This is a genomic window from Streptomyces sp. Je 1-369 (assembly GCF_026810505.1).
GTDB lineage: Bacteria > Actinomycetota > Actinomycetes > Streptomycetales > Streptomycetaceae > Streptomyces.
Genome location: NZ_CP101750.1, coordinates 8,088,031 through 8,100,665, shown reverse-complemented (window position 1 = coordinate 8,100,665; position 12,635 = coordinate 8,088,031). Strand labels below are relative to the sequence as shown.

Genomic DNA, 12,635 nt, shown 5'->3' with positions numbered 1-12,635 from the left:
GGGAGGAATGGGCGCGACCGTCCGGGATTGGCATTGGCCGGGACGTACCCGGGCTATTCCTATTCCGAGGCGGCGCTCAAGGAGCGGGGCCCGGCGTCGTAAGGCTCGGTGACCGGTGTCGGCGGCTGGTTCTGCGCGTACGGCGCGTACGGCGCCTGCGTCGCATACGGCGCGTGCGGCAGCGGTGGTGCCGTCGTTCGCAGAGGGAAGCCCACTTCCACGACGAGGCCGCCCTGTGCCCGCGCGTGCGCGTTCAGCGTCGCGTCGTGGGCCGCGGCGATGGAGCGCACGATCGACAGACCGAGCCCGTGATGCCCGTTGTCGGCTTTCCTGCCGATGCGCTGGAAGGGCTCGAAGAGGCGGCTCACTCCGGTGGGCGGTATCCGCGGTCCGGTGTTGGAGACGCGGACGAACGCGCAGCCGCCCCGTACGCCGGTCACGACCGTCACCCAGCCGTCGGGCACGTTGTAGCCCATGGCGTTGTCCACGAGGTTGGCGACGAGGCGTTCGACGAGGGCGTCGTCGCCCCAGAGGCCCGCGGGGTGGGTGTGCGACTCGACCCGCAGGTTGTGGCGTTCGGCCTCCTTGCGGGAGCCGAGCAGCACGTTGTCGGTCAGCTCGGCCAGGTCCAGCGGTTCCCTGCGGTCGAGGCCGCGTTCGCTGCCGGACAGGGTGAGGAGCGACTCCAGGAGGCGGGCCTGCTGTTCGCTGAGGGTGAGGAGGCGCTCGAAGTTCGACCGGAAGGAGTCCACCGTGGCCTCTCGGTCGATGAGGGATTCCTCCAGGAGTGCGTGTTCCACGGTCAGGGGGGTGCGCAGTTCGTGTGCCGCGTTGGCGACGAAGCGTTTGTGGGAGTCCAGGGCCGCTTCGAGGCGGCCGAGGAGGCCGTCGACGGTGTCGGCCAGGTCCTTCAGTTCGTCGCCGGGCCCTTCGACGGCGAGGCGTTCGTGCACGTTGTGCGCGGAGATGCGCTGGACGGTGGTGGTGATGGTGCGCAGGGGGCGCAGGACGCGGCCCGCGACGATCCAGCCGAGGCCGATGGCGATCACCGACATGATCGCCAGCGCGATGCCGGACTGGGTCAGCAGGTGCTGCATCTCGGCGGCGTGCTGGCGCACGGCTTGCTGTTGCTGCGCGTGCGCGAAGCTGTCGACCGCGCCGGGGACCTCGTCGCGCGTGTACATGTGGACGCCCGCGTCGCCGGGTGCGCCGGAGCCTCCGCGGCGGCTGACGAGGACCGTGTTGGTGGGGCGGTTGACCAGTAGGTACGTGATGGTGAGCAGGACGGCGCCGGAGATGACGAACAGCAGGCCGTACAGGAGGGTGAGCCGCATGCGGACCCGCCTGGGCACGAGGCGCGAGACGAGCCCGGCGCTGGGGAGGACACCTCGGGACAGGACTGCTCGGGGCAGGGACCCGCGTAGCAGGGCCGTGCGTGACAGGGCCGCGCGTGCCGCGCTTCGCAGACGCTTCGTCATCTCGTCTCGCTTCACATCGTCAGATCCGGTAGCCGCCGCGGGGCACGGTCTCGATCACCGGCGGGGCACCGAGCTTCGGCCGCAGCCTGTTGATGGTCGCCTTGACCGTCGTGGTGAACGGGTCGGTCGCCTCGTCCCACACCCGCTCCAGGAGCTCCTCGGCCGATACGACGCGGCCGCGGGCGGCCAGCAGGTATTCGAGGACCCCGAACTCCTTGGGCGTGAGGGCCAGTCGGTGCCCGGCCCGGGTCGCGATCCGCTGGGCGGGGTCGAGCCGCAGGTCGCCGTGGACGAGGATCGGCGGGACGGCCGGCTGGGCGCGGCGGGCCACCGCCCGGATGCGGGCGACGAGTTCGGCGTACGCGAAGGGCTTGGGGAGGTAGTCGTCGGCGCCGAGGCTGAGCCCCTCGACGCGGTCCGCGATGGTGCCGGACGCCGTGAGCATGAGGACTCGCGTGCGGGCGGGCTCCGCCATCAGGGCTCCGCACACCTCGTCGCCGTGCACGGTGGGGAGGTCGCGGTCGAGTACCACCACGTCGTAGTCGACGACGGACGCACGCTCCAGGGCGTCCTCTCCGTCGTAGACGACGTCGACGGCCATGCCTTCCCTGCGCAGCACTCTGGCCACGGAGTCCGCCAGTTCGGTCTGGTCCTCGGCCACCAGCACCCGCACAGCCCCACCCCCCGATGGATCATGGCTGACCAGGATCTCCGAGCGGGGGTCACACACTGGTCACAGCCCGCCGCCCGGGCTCAGCCTACCGGCGGGGCGCCCGGGCGGGACCGGTACGGCGGAACGGCATCCGTGGCGCGGGGTGCCGCGCCACGGATGCCGTGGGAGGGGAGGGCTGGTCTCATCCGTGGCCGGGGGGCGGTGGGCCGCCGGGGCCAGGGCCTTGGTGGTGGCGTGCGCCTCCCGGGCCACCGGGACCTCCCGGGCCACCGGGTCCGCCAGGGCCTCCAGGTCCACCCGGTCCCGCCAGGAAGACGCCCGGTCCGCCGGGGAAGGCGCCGTGCGGGCCGCCCGGCATCGGGCCGCCGGGGCCGCCCGGTCCGCCGGTGAGCACCGGTCCGGGGCCGTGCGGCGGGCCGCCGACCGGCTCGGGCACCGGAGCGTCGCCGTTCTCTGAGGGCTGGCGGGAGAACTGCGTACGGTACAACTCCGCGTACAGGCCCTCCAGTCGCATGAGCTCCTCGTGCGTGCCGCGCTCCTGGACCCGGCCCTTGTCGACGACGAGGATCTGGTCGGCGTCCCTGATGGTGGAGAGGCGGTGTGCGATCACCAGGGAGGTGCGGCCCTTCAGGGCGGATTTCAGGGCGCGTTGGAGTGCCGCCTCGGACTCCGAGTCGAGGTGCGCGGTGGCTTCGTCGAGTACGACGATGGGCGGGGCCTTGAGGAGCAGCCGGGCCATCGCGACGCGCTGTTTCTCGCCGCCGGAGAAGCGGTAGCCGCGGTCGCCGACGATGGTGTCGAAGCCGTCGGGCAGCGAGGAGACCAGGTCCCAGATCTGCGCCGCCTTGCACGCGTCGATCAGTTCCTGCTCGGTCGCTTCGGGGCGTGCGTAGGTGAGGTTGTCGCGGATGGTCGCGTGGAAGAGGTGCGCGTCCTGCGTGACCATGCCGACGGTGTCGTGCAGCGACTTCAGGGTGACGTCGCGGATGTCGTGGCCGCCGATCCGGATGACGCCCTCGACGGGGTCGTAGAGGCGCGGCACCAGGTGGGTGATGGTGGTCTTGCCCGCGCCCGACGGGCCGACCAGCGCGGTGAGTTTGCCCGCGGGGACGGTGAAGGTCAGGTCGCGCAGCGTCCAGGTGTTCTGCGTGCGCTCCTGCGAGGGCAGCGCGATGGACTCCAGTGAGGCGAGCGAGACGTCCGCGGCCTTCGGGTAGCGGAACGAGACGTTCTCGAAGGTGACCTCCGGAGCCGTGCGGCTGCCGTCCGCGGCCGCTGTGGCCGAGGCGGCGGGCAGCGGCACCGCGTTCTCCTTCTCGGAGATGAGCGGCTTGAGGTCGAGGATCTCGAAGAGCCGGTCGAAGCTGACGAGGGCGGTCAGGACGCTCGTCTGGGCGCTGGACAGCTGGTTGATCGGGCCCATCAGCCGGGTGAGCAGGGTCGCGAGCGCCACCAGGGTGCCGATCTGGAACGTGCCCTCGATGACGAGGGCGCCGCCGATGCCGTACACGAGGGCGGTGGCGACGGCGCCGACGAGCGTCATCGTCAGGAAGAGCATCTTGCCGTAGACGGAGGTCAGGACCCCCAGGTCGCGGCCCTTGCGGGCCAGCCGGGAGAACATGCCCATCTCGCTGGCGGGGCGGCCGTACAGCTTGGTGAGCAGGGCGCCGGTGACGTTGAAGCGCTCGTTCATGAACGAGCCGACCTCGGCGTTGACCTGCATGTGCTCGCGCATGATCCGCTGCAGCCTGCGGCCTACGACACGGCCCGGCAGGATGAAGAGCGGGATCACGACGAGGGAGACCAGGGTGACCACCCAGGACAGGTAGAACATCGCGCCGAGGACGAGGATCAGGGTCAGCCCGGCGGAGACCACCGTGGACAGCAGTGCCGTGACCGCCTGTTGGGCGCCGACGACGTCGGTGTTGAGGCGGCTGACGAGGGACCCGGTCTGGGCGCGGGTGAAGAACGCCAGCGGCTGTCGCTGCACGTGGTCGAAGATCTTGGTGCGCAGGTCGTAGATGAGCCCTTCGCTGACCCGGCCCGAGTACCAGGCCTCCGCGAAGCCGAAGACGGTGCTGAACAGGGCGAGTACGGCGACCGCGACGGCGATCCACACGACCACCGAGGTGTCCCCTGCGACGATGCCGTCGTCGATGAGGTACTTGAAGAGAATGGGGGTGGCCACCACGTTGCATGCGTTGAGCACGGTGACGACCAGGAGAACGCCTATGTTGAAGCGATACGGTTTCGTATAGGGGAGGATTCGCTTGGCCGTGCCACGCTTGATTTTCTGCTTGGTCACCGCCTCGTCGGGACCCATCCCCCGCATCAGTACCGGCCCCGGGCCGCCGATCATGGCCACGAAAACCTCCTGTTTTCGTTGTCGTTCCGGTCGGGGATCGCCTAGCCGGCGGCTTCGAACTTCTCCATCTCGTCGATGAGACTCTGCGGACGCATGTCCGTCCAGTTCTCCTCGATGTAGTCCAGGCAGGCCTTCCGTGTGTCTTCTCCGAACACGGTCCGCCAGCCGGCCGGGACTTCGGCGAAGGCGGGCCAGAGCGAATGCTGGTTCTCGTCGTTGACGAGAACCAGGAACGTACCGTTTTCGTCGTCGAACGGGTTCGGCATAACCACTCCGATCAATTGCCGTCGGCAGGACGTGTTTCACGCTAGCCGGGCGGTTCGGGGCCTACAAGGCCGTCCAGAATGAGCACCGTGCAATGTGCCGTTCAGTGCGCAATTCGCGGGCTTCGGCCCGCGAAGAATCCTGTGATCGCGGAATTCACTTCGGCGGGTCGCTCCAGATATCCGTAGTGGCCGCAGCCGGGGATCTCCGTATGGACGCTGCCGGGAATGGCCTGCGCGACCTCGCGGGTGAGGTGCGGGCGGATGACCAGGTCGTCCTGGAACCCGATGACCAGACAGCGGCTGTCGATGTTCCGGTACGCGCTCAGCCGGTCGGGGACGAGTTGCAGGCCGAGCTGCCCGCGTACGCCCGTCACGTCCACGGTGGACATCTCGAAGACGGCCAGCCAGTCCCGCAGCCGCTCCTCGTCGTTGAGGGTGCGCGGGGAGAGGTTCTGGAGGGCCTGTACGTAGGCGGCGAAGCGGGGCGGGAGTTTGCCGCCGGCGTCGCTGAGTTCCATGTCGGCGGCGGTCATCGCGGCGGTCAGGGCGTCCGTGCGGCCGCTCGTCGCCATCAGGACGGCCTGGTGGACGAGGTCGGGGCGGGCGAGCAGGAGTTCCTGGACCGCTATCGCGCCGAGCGAGTAGCCGACGACCCTGCACGCCCCGTCCCCCAGGTGCTCGATGAGCCCCGCGACGTCCGCCACCATGTCGGCGAGCGTGAACCCTTCGGGGCACGGATCGCTCGGCGGGACGCCTCGGTTGTCGAGGGTGATCACCCGGTACCCGGCGACGGTGAGGGCCGGCACCTGGTGCGTCCGCCACATGCGGCCGGGCGCGCCGGTGCCGGTGACCATGACGACCGGCTCCCCGGTGCCGTACTCGTCGTAGCCGAGGCGGGTCCCGTTGATCCGGGCGATCGGCATCGCGGTGTCCTCTCACCCGGCGCTCGGCGAGGCCGCGGCGAACCGGCCGACCTTGTCGATGACGTCCTGTCCGTAGATACGTAGGGCCTGTTGGAGCGCGAACTCCGCCATGTAGGCGCGGAACGCGTCGGGCGGTTCCTCGGCGAGGTTGAGCATCCGCCGGTTGGCGAGCACCGCGTCGCCGTCGAGACGCGCCAGGCTCGCCTCGACGGCGGCGTCCATGTCCGCGGGCTCCACGACCTCGTCGACGAGGAGCCGTGCGTCGGGCTCGGCCGCCCTGATCCTGCGGCCTTCGAGGATGACCTGCCGGGACAGGCGCGGCCCCGCGTACCTGCCGAACCGGAAGTTGGCGACGCCGGGGATGATCCCCTCCTTCGCCGCGGGGAGGCTGAGGTAGGCGTCGGAGGCGGCGAGCACGTGGTCGCAGACCAGCAGGATCTGGGTGCCGCCGCCGATGGCGAATCCGTCGACGGCGGCGACCCACGGCTTCTCCGCGTGGGGCGAGTGCCACTGCCCGGGGTGGTCGGTCCGGATGCCGCGCACGAGCTTGTGGAGGTAGCCGAGCTCGCGGCGCAGCAGGAAGCCGGCCAGCGGGATGTCGCCGGAGCTGAGGCTCTTGAGGTTGATGCCTGCGCTGAACACGCGCCGGCCGCGGTATCGGGGGTGGCGCATCACGCCGCCGCGTATCAGCCCCACCCGGACGGCCGGGTCGAGCAGCGCGAGGTCGACGGCGGTCTCCATGTCGTCGACCTGCCGGACGTCCTCGGCGTTCAGGCAGTCGTCCCTGCACATGGTCAGCCGCGCGACCCCGTCCGCGCCCCGCTCGACGCGCACGGACTCCATCTCGGCCACGCCGGTACGTGTGAACTCGTCCAGGAGCGCCAGGGCGCGGGGGGTCGGCCGGAGCATGGCGTCGAGCAGGTGCGGTCCCGCGTACGCGGAGCGGAGCACGGCCCGCAGGAAGATGCCCTGGTCGATCTCGTGCCCCTCTTTGGCCGCCTGCGGCTTGCTCCGCTCGATCGCGAGCAGCTTCTCGTCGGGCACGAGGCCGGGGAGCGCCGCGGCGGCCGCGTCGAGGAGTGCGTCGATACGCGGGGACTCGGCGCGGTCCGCGGTCAGCAGGTCGTACACGGCGTCCGCGTGTACGTCGAGGAAGGCGGACCGCAGGGCACGTGCCGCGTCCTTCGCCGCCGCGATCCGGGCGCGTTGCCCGGGAGTACGCGCGGGCGGTTCCGGCAGGGCGGCGACCAGATCGTCCACGCGGGCCAGGGCCCCGGAGGAGGCGAGGAGGCGGGACCAGACGTCCTGTACGGACTCGCTCCCGGCCCCGCACGCAGACCGCTCCGCACCGGCCCCAGGCACAGACCGGTACGCGCCGGCCGCGTCCGTGGACCGCTGTCCACCGGCCCCGTCCACAGACCGCTGTCCAGCAGGCCGGACCCTCGTCATAAGGTCTCCACCTCCGCCGCGCCCTGCCGCAGAGCCCGGTCGCAGGCCGCGAGGTGTGCGCCGAGCGCGTCCTCGAAGCCCGTGGTCGCGGCGTCGAACATCAGCTGCCGCCGGATCGCGATCTCCTTGCCCGACAGCTCGCCGACGAGTTCGGCCACGGCCGCCACCGCTGCCGCGGGGTCGTCCGTCAGCTCGTCCACGACGCCGAGGTCGCGTGCCTCGGCGGCCTCGACCGGGCGTCCGAACAGGAACGCCCTGCGGATCCGGGCGACCCCGGCGAGCCGCACCAGGCGGTAGCCCGCCATGCCGGGCCAGGTCGCCGTCGCGTCGCGCGGGAGCAGCAGCCGGGTGTCCGGGGCGGCGACGCGGACATCGGCGGCGAGGAACGCTTCGAGCGCGGTGCCGCCGCAGTCGCCGCGGGCCACGGCGACCGTGGCCACGGGCAGCCGCTCCAGGCGGCGCAGCGCGCGCTCCCACTTGGTGACCAGCATGACGTCGAGGCGTCCGGCCCAGCCGTGGTCCGGCGCGCCCGTGACGTGGACGGCCACGACGGGCACGTCGGCGCCCGCGCGTGCCGCGTCCTCGGTCCGGTCGCAGAGGGCGGCGACCGCCTTGACGGCGGTGGCCGACATCGGCTCGGAGCCGTCCAGCTCCAGTGCGTACAGAGGGTGCATGGCTTCTTCCGTCCTCACCATCGGATCAGCGCCGTCTCGATCGTGGAGCCCGGGCCCATCGTCATGAGCACTCCGTACTCGCCGGGCCGCGCGACGTCCTCTTCGAGGAGGCGTTCGTACGAGAACAGGAACGAGCCGCTGGACACGTTCCCGTGGTCGCGCAGCACACCGACCGTGTGGCGCACGTCGTGGCGGGTCAGGCCGAGGTTGACCACGACCGCGTCGATCACCTTCTTGCCCCCGGAGTGCACCAGCCAGTGCCTGATGTCGCTCCTGCGCAGCCCCGTGCCCGCCAGCAGGCGGTCGACGACGAGCTCGGTGTGCGCCCCGACCACGTACGGGATCTGCGGGTCGAGGAAGAAGCTGAACCTGCTCTGGACGCGGTCCCAGTCGTAGCGCATGGCGTCGACCGCTTCGGGAATGACGCAGCTCGCGAACTTCAGGACGGAAGGGGGCTCGGCGCCCGTCGGGGAGAGCGCGGGGTCCTCGCCCGCCAGCAGCGCGACAGCCGCCGCGCCGTCGCCGAACAGGCTGTTCACGACCGCCGTCCGCATCGTCGAGTCGACCGTGTAGGCGGCGGAGCACGCCTCCACGCAGAGCACGACGGCGAGTTCACCCGGGTGGGCGGTGGCCCAGCCGGCGACCACGCCCAGGGCGTTGAGGCCCGCGTTGCAGCCCATGCCGACGATGTCGGTCCTGGAGCAGTGGCGGTCGATGCCCAGTTCGCGGATGAGCAGGGCGCTGATGCCTGGCGTGAGCAGGCCGGTGGAGGTGACGCAGCACAGGTGGCGGAGGTCGGACAGTTCGGCGCCCGCCTCCTTCAGGCAGGCGCGCAGGGCCTCGCCGCCCATCTCCAGGGCCAGTGCCTTGTGCTTGTCGAGCAGGTCGCCCTGGGACTCGGGGGCGCGGACGCCGTGTTCGTCCTCCGCGGGGAGGGTGAGGTTGCGGCGCTCGATGGCGCTGTTGAGGAAGACGGAGCGCACTTTGGGGTCGGTGATCCCGAAGGCGTCGAGCACTTCCTGCTGGGAGTAGGAGGCGGGTGTGACGGCCGTGCCCACTCCGGTGATGCGGGGGCGGGCGGCAAGGGTCGTCGTGGTCATCGGAAGGTCCACCCCCACATGCGTGGTTTGCTGCGCGGATATAGCGTGCTGCCGGTCACGGTCAGGACCCTTCTCGTGGGGCGGAGGCTCGCGCGCTCTCGGCTTCGATGAACCGCACGAGCCGCGCGACGCCCTCGCTGATCTGGGCGGGCGTCAGATAGCTGGTCGACAGGCGGATGCCGTGCACGCCACCGCCGCCGGGATGGAAGTACGTCATCGGCGTCCAGATGACCCCGAAGTCCTGCGCCGAGCGGATCAGCGCGGCGTTGTCCGCGCGGAACGGCACCCGCAGGGTGAGGAAGAAGCCGCCGGTGGGCTCGTTCCACCGCACGCCCAGGGCCTTGCGGCGCTCCGGAGGCAGGTGGGTGTCGAGCTCCCTGAGCGTGGCCCGCATGGCGTCGCCGTAGTACGCGGACGCCGCACTGTTCAGCTCCGAGACCTTGCCGCCCGCGGCGAGGAGCGTGCCCGCCACGGCCGCCTGGCTCAGCGACGAGGTGTTGACCGTCACCATGCTCTTGATCTTGGCGAGGTCGTCCGCGAGCAGTCCGGTGCGCCCCGACGCGTCGACGACGGGCTGGTCGGCGACGACGAAGCCGACGCGGGCGCCGGGGAACACCGTCTTGGAGAAGGAGCCGAGGTGGACGACCGTGTGGGCGCGGTCCTGGGACTTCAGGGTCGGCAGCGGCGGGCCCGGGCTGACCAGACGGTACGGGCTGTCCTCGAGGATCAGGATGCCGTGCCGGGCCGCGAGTTCGAGGAGCTCGGCGCGGGCCCGCGGTCCCATGGTGGTGCCCGACGGGTTCGAGTGGTCGGGTACGACGTAGAAGGCGCGGGGCCTGCGTCCGCGGGCCCGCTCGTTCCTGATGACCGCCTCCAGGTCCGCGCAGGACACGCCGTCCTCCCGCTCCTCCACGGGGGTCACGGCGATGTCGAGGAGGCGGGCCGCGCCGGTGATGCCGACGTAGCAGGGGCTGGAGACGAGGAGGACGTCGTCGGGCCCTGTGATCAGGGCGCGCAGCACGAGGAGCATGGCTTCCTGCGCGCCGACCGTCACCACGATGGACTCGGCCGGTACGTCGATGTTCTCGTCGGCGCGCAGCGAGTCGGCGATGATCTCGCGGATCAGGCCCGCGGTGGGCCCGTACTGGTACATGGCCGTCCGCACCTGCTGCGGTGAACACCCCTGCTCCGCCAGGTGGTTCAGGTACCGGCGCAGGTGGGTGAAGATCTGCTCGCTGTCGAAGAATCCGTCGTAGGGGCGCCCCGGCGCGAAGGAGATCGCCTCCGGGTAGCGGGTGGTGATCTCGTTGAGGAACGTCATCGTGTCCAGGACCGGGTCGGACACGCTGGCGTGCAGTTCGCTCCGCTGCAACGGCCGCGCGACCGGGGGCGGGGCCGGATCCGCCGGGCGGGGTCCGGTGCGGACCAGGCCGGGGCCGATGTCCGCGACTGTGGCGGTGCCGGTGAACGTCATCGCGTCGCCCAGTTCCCGGACGAGGACGTCGAGGACCTCCGCCACGCCCGCGCGCCCGCCGGCCCGCAGCCCGTGCAGGACCGGGCGTCCCGCGAAGACCGCGTCGGCCCCGGCGGCGACCGCCGTCAGCACGTCGGCGCCGCGCCGGACCCCGCCGCTCAGCAGGACGGGGCAGCGTCCCGCCACGGTCTCCGCGATCCCGGGGAGCGCGTCGAGGGAGGTGACCACGACGCCGTCGGCGCCGCTGTCCAGGGCGCGCAGCGCGTCGGTCGTATTGCGCACGCCGGCGACGAGCAGCGGCAGGGCGGTGGCGGCGCGGAGCCGGTCCACGTCGGCCCAGTCGGTGCGGGCTTCGAGCAGGGACCGTACGTCGCTCAGTGGCCCCTGCTGCGTCAGGTTGGCGGGGGCCGCGGCCCGCTTGAGGCGGGTGTCGTCGAGGCTGCCCAGGGCGAGGAGTACGGCGCCGAACCCGGCGTCCTCGGCGCGTTCGGCGAGCCGGCGCCCGGTGGCGTGGTCCCGGAAGGCGTAGCTGCGCAGCCACGGCGGGACCTCGGTGGCGGAGCCGAGTTCGGCGAAGGTCCGTTCGGCGAAGGCACCCACGACGCACGGCAGTTGGGCGGTTCCGGCCGCCCCGACCACGGCGAGTTCGCCGCCCGGCCTCGCGGGGGCGGAGAGCGGCCCGACGATCAGCGGCGCCGACCACACGCGGCCGAGGACCTTCACGGTGGTGTCGGGCGGCCCGGGAATCCCCGGGCCGCCCTGCCGCAGCCCCCTGCGCTCGAACGCCTCACGGTTCGCGGCCGATGCGCTGCCTTGTCCCGCGCCTTCGGTCTGTTCCGGCATGAATGTCTCCCAGGCGTCCGGAAGTTATCGGGAAAGTGTCATCCGTCGCTCAGAGTCACACGGTTCTCGACGGATCGACAGCGCGTCCAACCGGCCGATTCGCACACTTGGACAGGCACGGACAGGCACGGACACACACGGACACGCTTGAACATGCTCGCCGATGGTCACTGTGGGCGACGGCCGGATCGGACCGTGTCCGCGAGCAACACTCCATCGAGATCACGGTCGAGGTCGAGGTCGCGGTCCAGTTCCTCGGTGGGGTCGCGGTCCTCTTCTCGTTCCCGTACGACATCCCAGCCCCCGGCATCGAGCACGGCCACGAGCCGGTCGGCGGTACGCGGCGGAACGGTGAAGCGCACCACGAAGCCCGGGACGGCCGGGTCGCCCGCAGGACTCACGCTCTCCACACCCGCGTCGTCCGCCGCCACCCCCGCCTCCGCCGCCGCGGCGAGCAGCCGCGCCAGCTCCCCGGGACGGTCCGCGACGGCGACCCGCACCCGAGGTCCTCCGCGTGCGGCGCCGGGCCGGGTGTCCGGGATCTCCGCGAGACCGGAGATGCCACGGTCGAGGAGGTCCACGAGCGTGCGCATGCCGCGGTCGCGCCCGCTGCCGCCGCCGGGCCTGGCGAGCGCGTCCAGCGCCGGTACCAGGCGGGAGAGGTCCGTGTGCAGATCCTTGAGGACCCCGGCGATCGCAGGTGCGTTGGCCTGGAGGATGTCGCCCCAGAGCCGCGAGTCGCCGCCCGCGATCCGGGTGGCGTCGCGCAGGCCCTGCCCGGCGAGGCTGGGCAGGTCGGCCGGGCCCTCGCGGAGCCTCGCGGCCATCAGACTGGCCATCAGGTGGGGCACGTGGGAGGTCACGGCGACCGCCGCGTCATGGTCCTGGCTGCGCATCACGACCGGGACGGCCTCGCACAGGGCGACCAGTTCCAGAGCGCGGTCGAAGGCGTCGGCCGCGGTCAGCCGGGACGGGGTGAGCACCCAGTTGCGGCCGCGGAAGAGGTCGGCGCGGGCGGCGAGCGGGCCCGAGCGCTCCCGGCCCGCGAGCGGATGCCCGCCGATGTAGCGGTGCGGGTCGGGGGCGCGGCTCAGGGCGGCCCGCTCGGGGCCCGCCTTCACCGACGCGACGTCCGTGTAGGTCTCGGCGAGCCCGCGCTGCTGCGCCTCGGCGAGCACGGCGCCGACCTGGCTGGGCGGGACGGCGATCACGGCCAGGTCCACCGGTTCCGCCGGGGCGTCCGTGACACCGGCGCCGAGGGCGGCGGCGGTGCGGGCCGCTGCGGGGTCGCGGTCGGCCAGGTGCACCGTCACGCCGCGCCGGCTCACCGCCAGGGCGACGGAGGTGCCGATCAGGCCCGTACCGATGACGGCCATGGTGCGCATCACTA

10 protein-coding genes and 1 pseudogene are annotated in these 12,635 nt (G+C 71.9%); all 11 read right to left on the bottom strand.

Annotated features, from left to right (window positions below):
- Positions 1-59: 59 nt before the first annotated feature.
- Positions 60-1,334 (bottom strand): sensor histidine kinase, encoded by a 1,275-nt coding sequence (locus tag NOO62_RS35900; protein WP_268774967.1) that lies wholly within the window; start codon positions 1,332-1,334, stop codon positions 60-62.
- A gap of 163 nt (positions 1,335-1,497) precedes the next feature.
- Positions 1,498-2,151, bottom strand: coding sequence for a response regulator transcription factor (locus NOO62_RS35895; protein WP_268774966.1), 654 nt, complete (start codon positions 2,149-2,151; stop codon positions 1,498-1,500).
- A 181-nt stretch (positions 2,152-2,332) separates the two neighbouring features.
- Positions 2,333-4,510 carry an ABC transporter ATP-binding protein gene (locus NOO62_RS35890; RefSeq protein WP_268775937.1) on the bottom strand — a complete coding sequence of 726 codons (2,178 nt, stop codon included), beginning with the start codon at positions 4,508-4,510 and terminating at the stop codon, positions 2,333-2,335.
- A gap of 47 nt (positions 4,511-4,557) precedes the next feature.
- A complete protein-coding gene (locus tag NOO62_RS35885; RefSeq protein ID WP_150187631.1) occupies positions 4,558-4,782 on the bottom strand; it encodes an MbtH family protein in 225 nt (74 codons plus the stop codon).
- A 101-nt stretch (positions 4,783-4,883) separates the two neighbouring features.
- Positions 4,884-5,705 (bottom strand): alpha/beta fold hydrolase, encoded by an 822-nt coding sequence (locus tag NOO62_RS35880; RefSeq protein ID WP_268774965.1) that lies wholly within the window; start codon positions 5,703-5,705, stop codon positions 4,884-4,886.
- Between the two features lie 12 nt (positions 5,706-5,717).
- A complete protein-coding gene (dpgC, locus tag NOO62_RS35875; RefSeq protein WP_268774964.1) occupies positions 5,718-6,965 on the bottom strand; it encodes a (3,5-dihydroxyphenyl)acetyl-CoA 1,2-dioxygenase DpgC in 1,248 nt (415 codons plus the stop codon).
- Between the two features lie 185 nt (positions 6,966-7,150).
- Positions 7,151-7,828 carry an enoyl-CoA-hydratase DpgB gene (dpgB, locus tag NOO62_RS35870; protein WP_268774963.1) on the bottom strand — a complete coding sequence of 226 codons (678 nt, stop codon included), beginning with the start codon at positions 7,826-7,828 and terminating at the stop codon, positions 7,151-7,153.
- 14 nt (positions 7,829-7,842) lie between these two features.
- Positions 7,843-8,928 (bottom strand): 3,5-dihydroxyphenylacetyl-CoA synthase DpgA, encoded by a 1,086-nt coding sequence (dpgA, locus tag NOO62_RS35865; protein WP_268774962.1) that lies wholly within the window; start codon positions 8,926-8,928, stop codon positions 7,843-7,845.
- 61 nt (positions 8,929-8,989) lie between these two features.
- Positions 8,990-10,780: an aminotransferase class I/II-fold pyridoxal phosphate-dependent enzyme gene (locus NOO62_RS35860; protein WP_414931037.1), complete on the bottom strand. Its 1,791-nt coding sequence runs from the start codon at positions 10,778-10,780 to the stop codon at positions 8,990-8,992.
- 81 nt (positions 10,781-10,861) lie between these two features.
- A pseudogene (locus NOO62_RS39365) lies at positions 10,862-11,245 on the bottom strand (alpha-hydroxy-acid oxidizing protein); the annotation flags it as partial.
- A gap of 167 nt (positions 11,246-11,412) precedes the next feature.
- Positions 11,413-12,630, bottom strand: coding sequence for a prephenate dehydrogenase (locus NOO62_RS35855; protein ID WP_268774960.1), 1,218 nt, complete (start codon positions 12,628-12,630; stop codon positions 11,413-11,415).
- Positions 12,631-12,635 lie beyond the last annotated feature (5 nt).